The organism is Bacillus sp. ATD (genome assembly GCF_050585765.1).
In the GTDB taxonomy this organism is placed as follows: domain Bacteria; phylum Bacillota; class Bacilli; order Bacillales; family Bacillaceae; genus Bacillus; species Bacillus stercoris.
In genome coordinates, this window is record NZ_JBOBQH010000001.1 from 539,458 (window position 1) to 556,406 (window position 16,949).

17 protein-coding genes and 1 pseudogene are annotated in these 16,949 nt (G+C 44.7%); 13 read left to right on the forward strand and 5 right to left on the reverse strand.

Annotated features, from left to right (window positions below; translation table 11 throughout):
• The first annotated feature begins 18 nt into the window (after positions 1-18).
• Genes tpiA through eno form a run of 3 tightly spaced genes read left to right on the forward strand, consistent with a single transcriptional unit; the run spans position 19 to position 3,630 of the window.
• Positions 19-780, forward strand: coding sequence for a triose-phosphate isomerase (tpiA, locus tag ACQXR1_RS02685; protein ID WP_003243394.1), 762 nt, complete (start codon positions 19-21; stop codon positions 778-780).
• Positions 773-2,308: a 2,3-bisphosphoglycerate-independent phosphoglycerate mutase gene (gene gpmI, locus ACQXR1_RS02690; RefSeq protein ID WP_014665414.1), complete on the forward strand. Its 1,536-nt coding sequence runs from the start codon at positions 773-775 to the stop codon at positions 2,306-2,308. Before tpiA ends, gpmI begins: the two co-directional genes overlap by 8 nt.
• Positions 2,309-2,337: 29 nt before the next feature.
• Positions 2,338-3,630 (forward strand): phosphopyruvate hydratase, encoded by a 1,293-nt coding sequence (eno, locus tag ACQXR1_RS02695; RefSeq protein WP_003151625.1) that lies wholly within the window; start codon positions 2,338-2,340, stop codon positions 3,628-3,630.
• A 327-nt stretch (positions 3,631-3,957) separates the two neighbouring features.
• On the opposite strand, the gene ACQXR1_RS02700 is transcribed toward eno, so the two are convergent.
• On the reverse strand, positions 3,958-4,422 hold the full coding sequence (locus ACQXR1_RS02700) for a GNAT family N-acetyltransferase (RefSeq protein ID WP_134975097.1): 465 nt from the start codon (positions 4,420-4,422) through the stop codon (positions 3,958-3,960).
• Positions 4,423-4,548: 126 nt separating this feature from the next.
• Between ACQXR1_RS02700 and ACQXR1_RS02705 the strand changes: the two genes are divergently transcribed.
• Complete coding sequence (locus tag ACQXR1_RS02705) at positions 4,549-6,366, forward strand: zinc ribbon domain-containing protein (RefSeq protein ID WP_430771689.1); 1,818 nt, start codon at positions 4,549-4,551, stop codon at positions 6,364-6,366.
• A gap of 35 nt (positions 6,367-6,401) precedes the next feature.
• Here the strand turns inward: ACQXR1_RS02705 and ACQXR1_RS02710 are convergent, their stop codons facing one another.
• Together ACQXR1_RS02710 and ACQXR1_RS02715 are read right to left on the reverse strand one after the other, a co-directional pair.
• Positions 6,402-7,100 (reverse strand): zinc ribbon domain-containing protein, encoded by a 699-nt coding sequence (locus ACQXR1_RS02710; RefSeq protein ID WP_069150330.1) that lies wholly within the window; start codon positions 7,098-7,100, stop codon positions 6,402-6,404.
• Between the two features lie 132 nt (positions 7,101-7,232).
• Positions 7,233-7,621 (reverse strand): annotated as a pseudogene (locus ACQXR1_RS02715) (YvbH-like oligomerization domain-containing protein); the annotation flags it as partial.
• 96 nt (positions 7,622-7,717) lie between these two features.
• Between ACQXR1_RS02715 and ACQXR1_RS02720 the strand changes: the two are divergent.
• The gene (locus ACQXR1_RS02720) at positions 7,718-8,353 is read left to right on the forward strand and encodes an NAAT family transporter (RefSeq protein WP_103031017.1); all 636 of its coding nucleotides are present in this window, start codon (positions 7,718-7,720) and stop codon (positions 8,351-8,353) included.
• An 18-nt stretch (positions 8,354-8,371) separates the two neighbouring features.
• On the opposite strand, the gene opcR is transcribed toward ACQXR1_RS02720, so the two are convergent.
• On the reverse strand, positions 8,372-8,929 hold the full coding sequence (gene opcR, locus ACQXR1_RS02725; protein ID WP_014665408.1) for an opuC operon transcriptional regulator OpcR: 558 nt from the start codon (positions 8,927-8,929) through the stop codon (positions 8,372-8,374).
• A gap of 263 nt (positions 8,930-9,192) precedes the next feature.
• On the opposite strand from opcR, the gene opuCA reads away from it, so the two are divergent.
• From opuCA to opuCD, 4 genes are read left to right on the forward strand one after another with little or no spacing between them, the layout of a single operon-like run.
• Positions 9,193-10,335 (forward strand): osmoprotectant ABC transporter ATP-binding protein OpuCA, encoded by a 1,143-nt coding sequence (opuCA, locus tag ACQXR1_RS02730; RefSeq protein WP_003243370.1) that lies wholly within the window; start codon positions 9,193-9,195, stop codon positions 10,333-10,335.
• Between the two features lie 22 nt (positions 10,336-10,357).
• Positions 10,358-11,011: a glycine betaine/carnitine/choline/choline sulfate ABC transporter permease OpuCB gene (opuCB, locus tag ACQXR1_RS02735; RefSeq protein ID WP_003228349.1), complete on the forward strand. Its 654-nt coding sequence runs from the start codon at positions 10,358-10,360 to the stop codon at positions 11,009-11,011.
• A 13-nt stretch (positions 11,012-11,024) separates the two neighbouring features.
• Complete coding sequence (gene opuCC, locus ACQXR1_RS02740) at positions 11,025-11,942, forward strand: osmoprotectant ABC transporter substrate-binding lipoprotein OpuCC (protein WP_430771690.1); 918 nt, start codon at positions 11,025-11,027, stop codon at positions 11,940-11,942.
• 17 nt (positions 11,943-11,959) lie between these two features.
• Positions 11,960-12,634, forward strand: a complete 675-nt coding sequence (gene opuCD, locus ACQXR1_RS02745; protein WP_040081795.1) for a glycine betaine/carnitine/choline/choline sulfate ABC transporter permease OpuCD — start codon at positions 11,960-11,962, stop codon at positions 12,632-12,634.
• 31 nt (positions 12,635-12,665) lie between these two features.
• Here the strand turns inward: opuCD and ACQXR1_RS02750 are convergent, their stop codons facing one another.
• On the reverse strand, positions 12,666-13,199 hold the full coding sequence (locus tag ACQXR1_RS02750; protein WP_003243347.1) for a GbsR/MarR family transcriptional regulator: 534 nt from the start codon (positions 13,197-13,199) through the stop codon (positions 12,666-12,668).
• A gap of 283 nt (positions 13,200-13,482) precedes the next feature.
• Here ACQXR1_RS02750 and opuBA point away from each other — a divergent pair, with 283 nt between their 5' ends.
• From opuBA to opuBD, 4 genes are read left to right on the forward strand one after another with little or no spacing between them, the layout of a single operon-like run.
• Positions 13,483-14,628: a choline ABC transporter ATP-binding protein OpuBA gene (opuBA, locus tag ACQXR1_RS02755; protein ID WP_243571500.1), complete on the forward strand. Its 1,146-nt coding sequence runs from the start codon at positions 13,483-13,485 to the stop codon at positions 14,626-14,628.
• 14 nt (positions 14,629-14,642) lie between these two features.
• Positions 14,643-15,296 (forward strand): choline ABC transporter permease OpuBB, encoded by a 654-nt coding sequence (gene opuBB, locus ACQXR1_RS02760; RefSeq protein WP_069838720.1) that lies wholly within the window; start codon positions 14,643-14,645, stop codon positions 15,294-15,296.
• Between the two features lie 11 nt (positions 15,297-15,307).
• The gene (gene opuBC, locus ACQXR1_RS02765) at positions 15,308-16,228 is read left to right on the forward strand and encodes a choline ABC transporter substrate-binding lipoprotein OpuBC (protein WP_136653759.1); all 921 of its coding nucleotides are present in this window, start codon (positions 15,308-15,310) and stop codon (positions 16,226-16,228) included.
• Positions 16,229-16,244: 16 nt separating this feature from the next.
• On the forward strand, positions 16,245-16,925 hold the full coding sequence (opuBD, locus tag ACQXR1_RS02770) for a choline ABC transporter permease OpuBD (protein ID WP_071580896.1): 681 nt from the start codon (positions 16,245-16,247) through the stop codon (positions 16,923-16,925).
• Positions 16,926-16,949 lie beyond the last annotated feature (24 nt).

Below are 16,949 nucleotides of genomic sequence, written 5' to 3' on the forward strand. Positions count from 1 at the left end.
TATAAGGAAGTGGAACAGATGAGAAAACCAATTATCGCCGGTAACTGGAAAATGAACAAAACACTCGGCGAAGCTGTCAGCTTCGTTGAAGAAGTGAAATCTTCCATTCCAGCAGCAGACAAAGCTGAAGCTGTTGTTTGCGCGCCAGCACTTTTCTTAGAAAAGCTTGCTTCTGCTGTTAAAGGCACTGACCTAAAAGTCGGCGCTCAAAACATGCACTTCGAAGAAAGCGGCGCGTTCACAGGCGAAATCAGCCCGGTTGCTCTGAAAGACCTTGGCGTTGACTACTGCGTCATCGGCCACTCTGAGCGCCGTGAAATGTTCGCTGAAACTGATGAAACAGTTAACAAAAAAGCACACGCAGCTTTCAAACACGGTATTGTGCCGATCATCTGTGTAGGTGAAACGCTTGAAGAGCGTGAAGCCGGCAAAACAAATGATCTTGTTGCTGACCAAGTGAAAAAAGGCCTTGCTGGTCTTTCTGAAGAACAAGTTGCTGCTTCTGTTATTGCGTATGAGCCAATCTGGGCAATCGGAACAGGCAAATCTTCTACAGCGAAAGATGCGAATGACGTGTGTGCGCATATCCGTAAAACCGTCGCTGAAAGCTTCAGCCAAGAAGCTGCAGACAAGCTTCGCATCCAATATGGCGGAAGCGTAAAGCCTGCAAACATTAAAGAATATATGGCAGAGTCCGATATTGACGGTGCTTTGGTCGGCGGCGCGAGCCTTGAGCCACAGTCATTCGTTCAATTATTGGAGGAAGGTCAATATGAGTAAAAAACCAGCTGCACTCATCATTCTTGATGGGTTCGGATTACGTAACGAAACAGTAGGGAACGCTGTCGCTTTAGCGAAAAAACCGAATTTTGACCGCTATTGGAACCAGTATCCTCATCAAACATTGACTGCTTCAGGCGAGGCTGTAGGTCTTCCTGAAGGGCAAATGGGGAACTCCGAAGTAGGTCACTTAAATATCGGTGCGGGACGTATTGTGTACCAAAGCTTAACACGCGTAAATGTTGCCATTCGTGAAGGAGAGTTCGAACGCAATCAAACATTCCTTGACGCGATCAGCAACGCGAAAGAAAACAACAAAGCCCTGCACCTGTTCGGTCTTTTATCTGACGGAGGCGTGCACAGCCATATCAACCATTTATTCGCACTGTTAAAGCTTGCGAAAAAAGAAGGGCTGACAAAGGTTTATATCCATGGCTTCCTTGACGGCCGTGATGTAGGTCCGCAGACAGCGAAAACGTACATCAACCAGCTGAACGAACAAATCGAGGAAATCGGTGTCGGAGAAATCGCCAGCATTTCCGGACGCTACTACTCAATGGACCGCGACAAACGCTGGGACCGTGTAGAAAAAGCGTATCGTGCAATGGCATACGGCGAAGGCCCGACATACCGCAGCGCACTGGATGTTGTTGATGATTCATATGCGAATGGAATCCACGATGAATTCGTTATTCCATCTGTCATCACAAAAGAAAACGGTGAGCCTGTTGCGAAAATCGAAGACGGCGATTCTGTGATTTTCTATAATTTCAGACCGGACCGCGCCATCCAGATTTCCAACACGTTCACAAACAAAGACTTCCGTGAATTCGACCGCGGCGAGAATTATCCAAAGAACCTGTATTTCGTCTGCCTGACTCACTTTAGTGAAACAGTTGACGGCTATGTAGCGTTTAAACCGATAAATCTTGATAACACAGTCGGAGAAGTATTATCTCAGCACGGATTAAAACAGCTTCGAATTGCAGAGACTGAAAAGTATCCGCACGTCACGTTCTTTATGAGCGGCGGCCGTGAAGCTGAATTCCCGGGTGAAGAGCGTATTCTCATTAACTCGCCTAAAGTTGCAACGTATGACTTGAAGCCTGAAATGAGTGCGTATGAAGTGAAAGACGCGCTTGTCAAAGAAATTGAAGCTGACAAGCATGACGCGATCATTCTGAACTTCGCAAACCCTGATATGGTCGGCCACTCCGGAATGGTTGAACCAACAATTAAAGCAATTGAAGCAGTGGACGAATGCTTAGGCGAAGTCGTTGACGCGATTCTCGCTAAAGGCGGACACGCCATCATTACCGCTGATCACGGTAATGCTGACATTCTGATTACAGAATCAGGCGAACCGCACACTGCGCATACAACAAATCCAGTCCCTGTGATTGTAACGAAAGAAGGCGTTACGCTGCGTGAAGGCGGAATCCTAGGAGACCTTGCACCAACGTTATTAGACCTTCTCGGTGTTGAAAAACCGAAAGAAATGACAGGTACATCTTTAATTCAAAAATAATTTGAAAATCAAAAGGAGAGACAAAACTCATGCCATACATTGTTGATGTTTATGCACGCGAAGTATTAGACTCCCGCGGCAACCCAACAGTTGAAGTTGAAGTATATACAGAAACAGGAGCTTTCGGCCGCGCATTAGTGCCAAGCGGAGCTTCTACAGGTGAATACGAAGCGGTTGAGCTTCGTGACGGCGACAAAGACCGTTACCTTGGAAAAGGCGTGTTAACAGCTGTTAACAACGTAAACGAAATCATTGCTCCAGAGCTTCTTGGCTTTGATGTAACTGAACAAAACGCAATCGATCAGCTTTTAATCGAGCTTGACGGCACTGAAAACAAAGGCAAACTTGGTGCGAACGCAATCCTTGGCGTATCTATGGCTTGTGCGCGTGCTGCTGCTGATTTCTTACAAATTCCTCTTTACCAATACCTTGGAGGATTCAACTCAAAAACTCTTCCTGTACCGATGATGAACATCGTAAACGGCGGAGAGCATGCTGATAACAACGTGGATATTCAAGAATTCATGATCATGCCTGTAGGTGCTCCTAACTTCCGTGAAGCACTTCGCATGGGCGCTCAAATCTTCCACAGCCTGAAATCAGTTCTTTCTGCTAAAGGAATGAACACAGCTGTAGGTGATGAAGGCGGATTCGCTCCAAACCTTGGTTCTAACGAAGAAGCGCTTCAAACAATCGTTGAAGCAATCGAAAAAGCCGGCTTCAAACCTGGCGAAGAAGTGAAACTTGCTATGGATGCTGCATCTTCTGAGTTCTACAACAAAGAAGACGGCAAATACCATCTGTCTGGCGAAGGCGTTGTGAAAACATCTGCTGAAATGGTTGACTGGTACGAAGAAATGGTTTCTAAATACCCAATCATCTCTATCGAAGACGGACTTGACGAAAACGACTGGGAAGGCCACAAGCTTCTTACTGAGCGTCTTGGCAAAAAAGTTCAGCTTGTCGGTGACGACCTCTTCGTTACAAACACGAAAAAACTTGCTGAAGGTATTAAAAACGGCGTAGGCAACTCTATCCTGATCAAAGTAAACCAAATCGGTACATTGACTGAAACATTCGATGCGATCGAAATGGCGAAACGCGCAGGCTACACTGCTGTTATCTCTCACCGTTCTGGTGAAACTGAAGACAGCACAATCGCTGACATCGCTGTGGCAACAAACGCAGGACAAATCAAAACAGGTGCTCCGTCTCGTACGGACCGTGTTGCGAAATACAACCAGCTTCTTCGCATCGAAGATCAGTTGGCTGAAACTGCTCAATACCACGGTATCAACTCTTTCTACAACTTAAACAAGTAATAAAAAGACCGCCGAGTTAAGTCTCGGCGGTTTTTTTATGCAAACTTTCCTAGCTCCAGCTTTTATTCTCCTCCTGTCTATTTCCTATATTGATGTACAAACAGATTGTATTTTTTAAAGACTGTCCCGACTGAATACTTCGGAAGAATTTTCTCACTTATTTTTTCTGATTGTAGAACCTCTTTCAGCAGCTGTTTACACAGGCCTTCTAGTGTTTATGGATGCTGATTATATCTGTCTGTCGGTCTGACTCTCATGCTGGCTTTTTTATCATATCAGTGAGACATGGAATGCAGCGGGATACCGGGAAAAAAGCCATCAGCTCTTTTATGAAAGATCCAAATAAAGCCTCACCATATCGCGGCATTGAATCCCGTTTTCAAAAATCTCTTCATCATAGTGTCTGATAAAGAAATCATGGTCGATTGCCTGAAGGCGGAATCCGCATTTTTGATAGAGAGAAAGCTGATGAATGCTTGAATTCCCCGTGCCGATTTCAATTGTGTCCGCCCCCAGATCCTTCGCCTTTTCGATGGCGTCAAGTACAAGCTGTTTGCCAAAGCCCTTCTTCTGAAGAGATTCTTTTACGGCAATATTTACAATTTCAACCGTTTGCGGCCTTGTTTTTAGCAACACATAAACACCTGCAAGCTCATCATCGGCCCAAGCCGTGTAACATTCTCCCCTCTCAAGGTATTCATCTACAATGCCTTTGGACGGATCGGCGAGCAGCAATAGATCATATAATTCGTCATTTGTATCTTCTCTTAATTCGATCCTGAGCTTTTGCATATTCTTACCACCTTTTTTAGTCTGATAGACATTTAATTTTTTCATTCGTTCCCAATTTCATTCTGTTTTATTATAAAATATGAAAAGTAGTAAATGTTATCAATTCAGTAGAATAGGAGGGAAGTCATGTTTTTTTGCAAGAATTGCGGTACTAAGAATAATGAAGGGGCCAAGTTTTGTAAAGAATGCGGCACCCCGATCGGAGGGAGCAGTAAACAGGCCGATCCAGAAACAGCAAGCACTGCCGAAACGAGGCAGGCTCCGCGAAAACCGATCCCTAAGAAAACCATCATTTTATGGAGCAGCATTGCCGCAGCGTGCGTTATATTATTCGCCGCATATAAAACCGGAGCGTACTTTACTTCAAAGGATAGGTTAATTGACAAGTTTGAGCAGGCCGTAAATGATGAGGACAAGGACCAAATCGCGTCTCTTCTCACACCGGTAAATGACAAGCTGAAGCTCACTAAAAACAATGTAAAACCGTTTCTTACATATTTGAAGGACCATCCAGACAAAAAGGATGAACTTTTTGCATCGCTGCGTGATGAAGCAGCCCAGAAGGACATTGTATATGCGGAAAAAGACGGGAAAAGCCTGCTGGTATTTGATCATTATGACTTAAAGATAGCACCTGTTTATTTTGAAGTGGCCAGCAATTATAAAAATACCGATTTATATATCAATAAAGAGGAAGCTGGATCTGTAAAGAAAGCCGATCAAGCACAAACCCTTGGTCCGTACATTCCCGGTGAATATACAGTCTCAGCCAAACTGAAAAACGATGTCGTCGATCTTGTGAAAAAAGAAGACATTCAGGCGGTTGGCGATAACAGCTTTCGTGTAGACCTCTCATTGGAAGCAGACGATGTGACATTCAGCTTAGCGGATGACATCAAGAGCGGGAAGGGAGATTTGCTGATTAACGGCAAGTCGATTCATAAAGATCCATTCAAATCCGTAACATACGGTCCGCTGCTGACAGATGGATCAATGACAGCTTCAGTCGAGGCGGAATTTCCGTGGGGAAAAACAAAAACAGCCGGCGTTCCTATCGAACATAAAGAAATGGAGTTAACGTTAATTCCTGATCAAGATACACAGGAACAGATTATGAACACAATTGTCAAAACAACAAAACAATACTCCAAAGCGCTATCCGATGGAAATACAGCCCAGATGACAGAGGCAAGTGCCAAATGGAAGGCTGAGACGAAGGATACCGTCGATTCTATGAAAAGTACGGACTCATACTTAAAAGATAGATACTTGGAAACTGATTTTGACTTGGATACATTTGCCCTCTCTCAGAAAAACGACGGGACGTGGCAGGTATCGGTAACAGGAAAAGAACTCCACCAGTCTTCTTCGTATAGCGACTATTCAAAATCTGAAATGACTGATGACAGTCCGAGTTATGAATATCTTCTTTCATATGATAAAAAACAGAAAAAGTGGATTTTTGAAGATGCAGAATCAACATTCGAATCTGCAGGCACAAATATAAAGAAAATCAAAAATGATAAACCAGAGACATACACATCGGCTTGGGCTGGTTCGAAAAACAAAGACAGTGGAAACTCTGCAAGCGGCGATGTTACAGATGAACAAGTGACATTATTTATGGGCAGTTATCTGCAAAGTCAGGCAGATGCCGTCAATCAAAATAATTTCTCACTAATGGAAGACAGCCTTGAGAAAGGCAGCTCCCTTTATTCCGACCAGCAGCATCTTGTGGCGAAATTAAATAAAGAGGGGACAACAGAAGACTTTAATAACTATGAGGTGAAAAGCTGGAGCCAAAATGGTTCAGCTATCACGATTAAGACGTATGAGGAATTCTATATCACAAAATCAGGCGGCAGTCCGAAGCTCAGAACATATAATTGGACCTATACCGGCGTAGTGAAGAATAAGAGAATTTACTTAACGTCTATTCAATAAAAGAACCCCATCGCCAGCAGGTGATGGGGTTCTTTTTAAAAGAGCATATAACGGAAAATCTCTTTGACATAGTGTTCGATAATAAGCTGAAATGTGACGCAGATGATCAGATAAATCACAATCGTTGAGTAAATGACATCAACCTTCCCTTTATATGAATGCTGGTAACTGCTCAGCATCGCAGGAGGAATGGCGAAGAATGCACCGATTAAACCAACGGCTAATATAGTAAAGCAAATGTCTGTATGTAATAAAAAGAAGAAAAGGGCAAGAATCAAAATAGCCGTAAACGGAATGAGAAACGCTCCGAATCTTGAGAATGAATCTTTAAAAGACACTTGGTTCCCCGCGATTTTCAGGGCGAAAAAGATGCATGCATGCAGGCCAAATAGAAATAAAATAAAATAAATGGTTGGCTCTAAGAAGATTGCTGTAAAGCTTACGCTTCCGGGACCGTCTGAAAAAAGAATATAAAACATCAAAGGGGTCAGCAAACTGAAAAGAACCATCGTAATGATTGCGCTGATCAACTGCTCTCCGCCTGTTGCTTTACATTCCTGATAAGGGCGTTTCAGGACGGCCAGGACAAATGAACCGAACTGTTTTGCTGCTTGTTTTGCAGCGGCTCCAGTCTGAGCTGTCTGCTGTTGGCCTGATTGACCAGGGAGCGGCGAACCGCATTTCTCACAAAACTTTCCGCCATCAGTTTGATGGCCGCATTGAGGACAATACATAAAATAACTCCTTTACCTGTAATATAGGGAAAATAGACTAATAGTTTTATTATAAAAGAAAAAAGTTGTAAAGTAATCAATATTCATACAAAAAAAGACATGAGCCTTATAGCAGCTGTGTCTTTTTTTATGCTAGTTATTCATATATTTCTCAAATACATCTCCAAAATTCTTGATATGATACTGCGAGCGAACGGATGTCAGCCAAGTGAACCCGAATTCGGTCAGTCTTTATATTGCGTTTCAATTGACGTGCTCAGGGCGGGTATGGTGAAGAATCGTCACTGCTTTATCTAAGCTTTGCTCCGCTTGATTGATTAAAATGTCATTTTCATAGGTTGTTTCAGCGATGCGGAGAAGAGCTTTATAAAGGTCTTTTCATTTTTTAATCTGGTCTTTGTGGACATCAATATCGAATTGTTCACCGCCCAGCTTAAACTTAATTTCTACATCCAAATCGACTTTTCAGCAGTTTCAAGAAAAACGTCAGAGATTTTATATTGCGAATAAGGGTAGCGTTTCTGACAGGCTATAAAGGTTTACCGGGAAATCACCTCCGGGTAAAAGGGGGAAGAATAATTCTATTTTCTGTGCAGACAATACCAACAAGGAGGTATATGATGTTCTCATTCATCGTTCACGTCTTCATTTCTTTATTCGCAGTATCAAATCCGATCGGAAACGTACCGATATTTCTGACGCTGACAGAAGGCTATACATCAGCGGAAAGAAAAGCGATTGCCCGGAAGGCGGCTCTTTTATCCTTTTTTATTTTGGCGGCTTTTTTAGTTTTCGGCCATCTTATCTTTAAACTGTTTGATATCAACATTCATGCGCTCCGAGTGGCGGGCGGCATATTCATTTTCGGCATTGCCTATAATCTATTGAATGCGAAAGAATCACACGTGCAGTCTCTTCATCATGATGAACATAAGGAAAGCAAGGAAAAAGCCGATATATCAGTCACGCCTTTATCCATTCCGATCATTGCGGGGCCCGGAACGATTGCAACAGTGATGAGCCTTTCCGCCGGTCATAGTGGCATTGGTCATTATGTCGCTGTCATGATTGGCATAGCCGCAGTGATTGCCCTGACCTTTCTCTTTTTCCACTATTCTGCTTTCATTAGCAGCAAACTCGGAAAAACCGAGATGAATGTGATTACCAGACTGATGGGATTAATCTTAGCCGTGGTTGCGGTCGGGATGATTGGTGCCGGGCTGAAAGGCATGTTTCCGGTCTTAACTTCATGATGCAAAAAAGCAGCTCCCTTATTTTAGAGAGCTGCTTTCTTTTGTTTTCGGCACATACTGAAAGATTTCCTCACTCTCAAAAAATTCAATCAACCTGCTCAGCCAGTCATAGTAATGAAGCCATTCTTTTAATTCATTCAGCAGCTGATTGACCTTCTCTTCCGCTTCCGGGGTAAGCCCGTCCCTTTGTAAAAGATCAGTCAGCTCCCGGTTTAATTTTTTATAAAGCACTTTGTTTTTGCTCACGACCTTTGTCCAATTCGCCGCGAATAAAGAAATGAAGGTTTGATAATAATCCTGCTCGACGTCATAAAGGTCTTTTCGTACGCCTTTTTCAAACACCTTTTCGGCGATATTGGCATCGATCATTTCACGAACAACCTGGCTCATCCGTGTTTTGCTCATGCCCGTTGCCTCAGAGAGCTCGCTTAAGGTCATCGGTTTTCGATTCATATAAATAATTCCGAGCACACGTCCGACAGTTGAAGGCATTCCAAACGTATGCATATTTTCGGCAATCTTCTCAATGAGATGCTCTTCAGCATGTTCAATGATGTCGAGAGCGGTTTTTTTCACAGCTGATCATCCCTTCAAATGGCAATTGATGGTGTCAATATATCATATTTCTTCCTGATGTTGAAAATAGCTGAATGCAGAGGAAGTGGGAGGTATCCGGCGTAATTGTAAGAACACCCTTTCCGTCTCGGTCATAACAATAAATAATCTATAAATAACATATAATTTCAACACATTGTAAACTTTTTATTTTACAAAGTTCAAATTATAATAAGGATTATACTTTTCAGAAAATTTAATGGAAACCTGCGGAGGTGCACGGATTGCTGAAATTGGAACAAGTGTCAAAAGTATATAAAGGCGGCAAAAAAGCTGTGAACAGCATTGATTTAGATATTGCCAAAGGTGAGTTTATCTGTTTTATCGGCCCGAGCGGCTGCGGAAAAACGACAACGATGAAGATGATCAACAGGCTGATAGAACCATCGTCTGGAAGGATCTTTATCGACGGAGAAAATATTATGGAACAGGACCCTGTTGAGCTGAGGAGAAAAATCGGCTATGTGATTCAGCAGATTGGTTTGTTCCCCCATATGACCATCCAGCAGAACATCTCACTCGTACCAAAGCTGCTGAAATGGCCTGAGGAAAAACGGAAGGAACGGGCGCGAGAGCTGTTAAAGCTTGTGGATATGGGTCCGGAATATTTAGACCGCTATCCCCATGAGCTCAGCGGCGGACAGCAGCAAAGAATCGGCGTGCTGCGCGCGCTTGCCGCGGAACCCCCTCTCATTTTAATGGATGAACCGTTCGGAGCGCTTGATCCGATTACGCGTGATTCCCTTCAGGAAGAATTTAAAAAACTGCAGAGAACACTAAACAAAACGATTGTGTTTGTCACCCACGATATGGACGAAGCGATTAAGCTTGCTGACAGAATCGTGATTTTAAAAGCGGGAGAAATCGTTCAAGTCGGCACACCTGATGAGATTCTCCGGAACCCGGCAAATGAATTTGTTGAAGAATTTATCGGGAAAGAACGCCTGATTCAGTCAAGACCGGATATTGAGCGGGTAGAGCAAATGATGAACAGAACGCCGGTGACGGTATCTGCGGACAAAACGCTTTCTCAGGCGATTCAGCTGATGAGAGAAAAACGTGTTGACTCGCTGCTAGTTGTGGACCGGCAAAACGTGCTGAAGGGCTATGTTGATGTGGAAATGATTGATCAAAACCGCAAAAAAGCGAGCATCGTTGGCGATGTATACCGCTCAGATATATATACCGTTCAAAAAGGGGCGCTACTTCGCGATACAGTCCGAAAAATTTTGAAGCAGGGGATCAAGTATGTTCCGGTCGTCGATGAACAAAACCATTTAGCAGGGATTGTGACAAGAGCGAGCCTTGTTGATATCGTGTACGATTCCATTTGGGGCGACGAGGAAAACCAGCTCATGACGATCTGACCAGGGGAGGAGCTCTTTTAAGATGAATCAAATGATGACTTTTTTGCAAACGAACGGCGGAGAGCTGCTGTATAAAACAGGAGAGCATTTATATATTTCACTCATAGCCGTTGTATTGGGCATTATCGTTGCAGTGCCGCTCGGTGTTGCTCTTACCAGAATGAAAAAAGGCGCAGGTGCGGTTATCGGTTTCGTAAACATTGTGCAAACCCTGCCGAGTCTTGCGATTTTAGCCTTTTTTATTCCGCTTCTCGGCGTAGGAAAGGTACCGGCGATTGTCGCTTTATTTTTCTATTCGGTGCTGCCGATCCTGCGCAATACGTATACCGGCATTAAAGGTGTAAATAAAAACCTGCTGGAATCGGGAAAAGGGATTGGCATGACCGGCTGGGAGCAGATTCGGCTCGTCGAAATCCCGCTGGCGATTCCCATCATCATGGCAGGGATCCGCACATCAACGATCTACCTAATCGGCTGGGCGACACTTGCGTCGTTTATCGGGGGAGGCGGCCTCGGGGACTATATTTTTATCGGCCTGAACCTGTATCAGCCTGAATATATCATTGGCGGTGCCGTGCCTGTCACAATTCTGGCCATTATCATTGATTATGTGCTGGCTGTGACAGAACGAAAGGTGACGCCGAAAGGCTTGCAAGGGATGAAGGAAGTTTCGTAAGGAGTTGGCTCTGTTGAAAACGAAAAAAATCAAATGGCTTGGCGTGTGCGCTCTCGGCTTTGTCATACTGCTAAGCGGCTGTTCTCTGCCGGGACTCGGCGGCGCTTCAGACGACACGATCAAAATCGGGGCGCAAAGCATGACTGAATCAGAAATTGTAGCGAATATGATCGCGCAGCTTATTGAACATGATACAGATTTGAATACCGCTTTAGTGAAAAACCTCGGGTCAAACTATGTGCAGCACCAAGCGATGCTGGGCGGTGACATTGATATTTCTGCCACGCGCTATTCCGGAACTGATTTAACAAGCACCCTCGGCAAGGAAGCGGAGAAAGATCCGAAAAAAGCGCTGAACATTGTGCAGAACGAGTTTCAAAAGCGCTTTTCTTATAAATGGTTTGATTCCTACGGCTTTGATAACACATATGCCTTCACCGTAACAAAAAAGTTTGCGGAGAAGGAGCATATTAACACCGTGTCTGACCTGAAGAAAAATGCCTCCCAATATAAATTAGGCGTCGACAATGCTTGGCTGAAACGAAAAGGCGACGGGTATAAAGGCTTTGTCAGCACATATGGTTTTGAGTTCGGCACAACGTATCCAATGCAGATCGGGCTAGTCTATGACGCAGTCAAAAACGGGAAAATGGACGCCGTTCTGGCTTATTCAACGGATGGACGGATTAAAGCCTATGACTTGAAAATTTTAAAAGATGATAAGCGTTTCTTCCCGCCGTATGACTGTTCACCGGTGATTCCGGAAAAGGTGCTTAAGACGCATCCCGAGCTTGAGGGTGTGATCAATAAGCTGATTGGGCAAATCGATACGGAAACGATGCAGGAGCTGAACTATGAGGTGGATGGCAAGCTGAAGGAGCCGTCTGTCGTAGCAAAGGAATTTTTAGAGAAACATCATTATTTTGACTAAGAAAAGAGGCGGATCATATGGAAGTACTACAGCAGCTTGGCACTTACTATTCGCAAAACGGCGGTTACGTGCTGCAGGAGTTTTACCGCCATTTTCTGATGTCGGTGTACGGCGTTTTATTTGCTGCCATTGTTGGAATTCCGCTCGGCATCCTGATAGCCAGATACAGAAGATTAAGCGGATGGGTTTTTGCGGTCACGAACGTCATTCAGACGATCCCGGCTCTCGCCATGCTCGCCGTGCTGATGCTTGTCATGGGGCTTGGCGCTAATACGGTGATATTGTCATTATTTCTGTATTCTCTCCTGCCGATTATCAGAAATACGTATACAGGGATTATCAGCATTGAACATGCTTATCTTGAATCCGGAAAAGCAATGGGGATGACAAAATTTCAAGTGCTGCGGATGGTCGAGCTTCCGCTTGCGCTTTCGGTCATAATGGCCGGTCTGCGCACTGCGCTTGTCATTGCCATCGGCATTACGGCCATCGGTACATTTGTCGGAGCAGGAGGTCTCGGAGACATCATCGTCAGGGGATCAAACGCCACAAACGGAACCGCGATTATATTAGCTGGAGCAATCCCCACAGCTTTGATGGCGGTGATTGCCGATTTGGTCATGGGCTGGCTTGAACGAGCGTTAAGCCCGATTAAAAAGAAAAAGAAGAAAAACCTGGCCAGTGCTGCATAAGAAAAAACGCCTTGTAATAACAGGGCGTTTTTTACGGCTTCGGCACATATTTAAAAATGTCTTCGCTCTCAAAAAACTCAATCAAACGGCTGAGCCAATTATAATAATCGAGCCATTCCTTTAATTCCTTCAGCAGCTCATTCACTTTTTCTTCCGCTTCAGGAGTAAGCTCTTCATCCAACACGCTAAGCAGCTCCCGATTGAGTTTTTTATGCATCATTTTGTTTTTGCTGACGACTTTGCTCCAAGTGGCTGAAAACAGCGTGATAAACGTTTGATAGTAATCCTGTTCAACCTCATATAAATCTTTTCGGACGCCCTTTTCGAACACCTTCTCGGCAATATTGGCATCAAGCATTTCCCGCACTACCTGGCTCATGCGTGTTTTGCTCATACCGGTGGCCTCAGATAATTCGGTAAGCGTCATCGGTTTTCGATTCATATAAATAATGCCCAGCACACGTCCGACGGTAGAGGGCATTCCAAATGCATGCATGTTTTCCGCAATTCTTTCTATAAAATGGTCCTCGGCTTGTTCAATGATCGTTAACGGATCTTTCTCCAACGGTTTCATCCTTTCAGCTAACAATTCCGATGTCAATATACCACATTTTTGATACGGCGAAAATGCTGTCAAAAGAGAATTTGGCAGGAAATTGGAGCAATAAGGAGATCAACACACGTCAATGCGGGTAAATCAGCGTTTACACATACTTTATAAATAATATGAACAAATTGTAAACTTTTTATTTTATAAACTTTAATCTATAATGGGAAGCATTCAATTGTCTGAAAAATTAAATTTAAACTGAACAAATTGAATAAACTTAATTTTGGAGGTGCGATGTTTGCTGACATTAGAAAATGTCTCGAAAACATATAAGGGCGGCAAAAAAGCCGTGAACAACGTGAATCTTAAGATTGCAAAAGGCGAATTTATCTGTTTTATCGGGCCGAGCGGCTGCGGAAAAACGACAACGATGAAAATGATTAACCGATTAATTGAGCCTTCCGCCGGGAAGATTTTCATTGACGGCGAAAACATTATGGAACAGGATCCTGTAGAGCTCAGGCGCAAAATTGGCTATGTGATTCAGCAAATCGGCTTGTTTCCCCATATGACCATTCAGCAGAATATCTCACTCGTCCCAAAACTGCTGAAATGGCCGGAACAGCAACGGAAAGAGCGGGCGCGTGAGCTTTTAAAATTGGTCGATATGGGGCCAGAATATTTAGACCGTTACCCTCATGAATTAAGCGGGGGGCAGCAGCAGCGAATTGGTGTATTACGGGCACTTGCCGCGGAGCCGCCGCTTATCTTAATGGATGAACCGTTCGGGGCACTCGACCCGATTACGAGGGATTCCCTTCAGGAAGAATTTAAAAAACTGCAAAAAACCTTACATAAAACCATCGTATTTGTTACCCACGATATGGATGAAGCGATTAAGCTGGCAGACCGGATTGTGATTTTAAAAGCGGGAGAAATCGTTCAAATTGGAACGCCCGATGACATTTTGAGAAATCCGGCAGACGAATTTGTTGAGGAATTTATCGGCAAGGAGCGGCTGATTCAGTCATCCAGCCCGGATGTTGAACGGGTTGACCAGATTATGAATACTCAGCCTGTAACGATCACCGCGGACAAAACGCTTTCTGATGCAATTCAGCTGATGAGGCAGGAACGGGTAGATTCATTGCTTGTCGTCGATGACGACCACGTTCTGCAAGGTTATGTCGATGTTGAAATCATTGATCAATGCCGGAAAAAGGCCAATCTCGTAGGAGAGGTTTTACATGAAGATCTATACACAGTATTGGGAGGCACATTGCTGCGCGACACGGTCCGCAAAATTTTAAAACGGGGTGTCAAATATGTCCCTGTTGTGGATGAAAACCGACGTTTAATCGGAATAGTGACGAGAGCAAGTCTGGTCGATATCGTGTATGACTCCCTCTGGGGAGAAGAAAAGCAGCTCGCGGTATTGTCATAGGGAGGGGATAAGTCATGCATCATATTGTTCAATTTTTGCAAACCAACGGGGGCGAGCTTCTTTATAAAACATACGAGCATATTACGATATCGCTCATTGCTGTTATCTTAGGCGTGCTGGTTGCCGTCCCCCTAGGCATTGTGCTGACCAGAATGAAAAAAGGAGCCGGCACCATTATCGGCATTGTGAATATCATTCAGACGCTGCCGAGTCTGGCTATCCTTGCCTTTTTTATCCCGCTCCTTGGTGTAGGGAAGGTTCCAGCCATTGTGGCTTTGTTTTTCTATTCCGTATTGCCGATACTGCGCAACACGTATACCGGCATTCGCGGCGTCAACAAAAATTTGCTCGAGTCTGGCAAAGGCATCGGAATGACACCGGCTGAACAAGTCCGCTTGGTGGAGCTGCCGCTTGCCGCGCCAGTGATCATGGCGGGAATTAGAACATCGACGATTTACTTAATCGGCTGGGCCACGCTTGCTTCTTTTATCGGAGGCGGCGGATTGGGTGATTACATTTTTATCGGACTAAATTTATATCAGCCGGAATATATCATCGGGGGCGCGGTTCCCGTCACAATATTGGCGATTGTGATTGATTATGTGCTGGCAGTGGCTGAACGAAAACTGACACCTGCCGGCATGCAAAGGTTGAAGGAAGTGTCATAAGGAGGCGGCTTATGAAAAGAAAATATCTTACATTAATGATCGGTTTAGCACTTGCGGCAACATTGACGTTGAGCGGCTGTTCGCTTCCTGGTCTCAGCGCCGCTCCAGACCAGACTATTAAAATCGGCGCGCAAAGCATGAGCGAATCAGAAATCATCGCCAGCATGCTTGGCCAGTTGATCGAACACCATACTGATCTCAAAACAACAACAATTAAAAATCTTGGCTCCAACGCGGTGCAGCAGCAGGCTTTAATGAACGGGGAAATCGACATTGCAGCCACAAGATATACGGGAGACGCGCTGACAGGAACGTTGAGAATGCAACCGGAAAAAGACCCGGACAAAGCGCTGGCGCTTACTCAGCGGGAGTTTAAAAAAAGATACGATTTAAAATGGTATGACTCCTACGGGTTTGATAATACGTACGTCTTTACGGTCAGCAAAAAGCTGGCAGATCAATATCATTTAGAAACCGTATCAGACGTAAAAAAACAGGCGCCGCAATTAAAGCTTGGCGTCGATAACTATTGGATGAAGCTCAAAGGAAACGGCTATCAGGATTTTACGAAAACCTACGGCATGACATTCGGCGGCACGTATCCGATGCAGATCGGCCTTGTGTACGACGCGGTGAAAAGCGGAAAAATGGACATTGTGCTTGCGTATTCAACCGATGGAAGAATCAAGTCCTATGGTCTCAAAATGCTGAAGGACGATAAACAATTTTTCCCGCCATACGACTGCTCTCCGGTTGTTCCGGAAAAGGTTCTCAAAGAACATCCTGAGCTTGAAGGCATCATCAAGAAAATGATCGGAAAAATCGACACAGCCACGATGCAGGCGCTTAACTATGAAGTCGACGGCAATCTAAAGGAACCGTCTGTCGTTGCCAAGGAATATTTAGAAAAGCATCACTACTTTGAATCGTGAAAGGGGGATGAGGTCAATGAACGTGCTTGAACAGTTAATGACGTATTACGCGCAGAATGGCAGTTATGTCATGGATGAATTCGGCCGCCACTTTCTTATGTCGGCTTACGGTGTTTTGTTTGCCGCTGCCGTCGGGGTTCCGGCGGGAATCCTCATCGCGCATTTTCGCCGTTTGTCAGCCTGGGTGTTCGCCGTAACAAACGTTATTCAAACAATCCCCGCGCTCGCTATGCTGGCCGTCTTGATGCTTGTTATGGGGCTCGGCGCAAATACCGTAATTGTATCATTATTTCTGTATTCCCTGCTTCCGATTATCCGAAACACGTACACAGGGATTGTCAGCATTGAGCATGCCTACCTAGAATCGGGAAAAGCAATGGGCATGACGAAATTCCAAGTGCTCAGAATGGTTGAGCTCCCGCTCGCGCTTTCTGTCATCATGGCGGGCCTTCGCACGGCTCTCGTCATTGCCATTGGGATTACAGCAATCGGCACATTTGTCGGCGCAGGAGGCCTTGGAGACATGATTGTCCGCGGATCAAACGCGACAAACGGAACTGCGATTATTCTAGCCGGGGCGATACCGACTGCGGTGATGGCGGTGGCAGCCGATTTGCTCATGGCCTGGCTGGAGAGGGCATTAAGTCCGGTGAAGAAAAAAAGAACAAGAGCCAAACACGTTCAATCAGCTGCATAGAATAGAAAAAGAGGCTGAGTCCAG

Bases quoted from the DNA above. Each gene is read 5' to 3' on its own strand.
- ACQXR1_RS02710 (WP_069150330.1), bottom strand. From the start codon at position 7,100: ATGTATTGTCCTCAATGCGGCCATCAAACTGATGGCGGAAAGTTTTGT.
- eno (WP_003151625.1), top strand. From the start codon at position 2,338: ATGCCATACATTGTTGATGTTTATGCACGCGAAGTATTAGACTCCCGC.
- opuCD (WP_040081795.1), top strand. From the start codon at position 11,960: ATGGAAGTACTACAGCAGCTTGGCACTTACTATTCGCAAAACGGCGGT.
- ACQXR1_RS02705 (WP_430771689.1), top strand. From the start codon at position 4,549: ATGTTTTTTTGCAAGAATTGCGGTACTAAGAATAATGAAGGGGCCAAG.
- ACQXR1_RS02720 (WP_103031017.1), top strand. From the start codon at position 7,718: ATGATGTTCTCATTCATCGTTCACGTCTTCATTTCTTTATTCGCAGTA.
- opuBB (WP_069838720.1), top strand. From the start codon at position 14,643: ATGCATCATATTGTTCAATTTTTGCAAACCAACGGGGGCGAGCTTCTT.
- opuBD (WP_071580896.1), top strand. From the start codon at position 16,245: ATGAACGTGCTTGAACAGTTAATGACGTATTACGCGCAGAATGGCAGT.
- opuBC (WP_136653759.1), top strand. From the start codon at position 15,308: ATGAAAAGAAAATATCTTACATTAATGATCGGTTTAGCACTTGCGGCA.
- opuCB (WP_003228349.1), top strand. From the start codon at position 10,358: ATGAATCAAATGATGACTTTTTTGCAAACGAACGGCGGAGAGCTGCTG.
- gpmI (WP_014665414.1), top strand. From the start codon at position 773: ATGAGTAAAAAACCAGCTGCACTCATCATTCTTGATGGGTTCGGATTA.
- tpiA (WP_003243394.1), top strand. From the start codon at position 19: ATGAGAAAACCAATTATCGCCGGTAACTGGAAAATGAACAAAACACTC.
- ACQXR1_RS02700 (WP_134975097.1), bottom strand. From the start codon at position 4,422: ATGCAAAAGCTCAGGATCGAATTAAGAGAAGATACAAATGACGAATTA.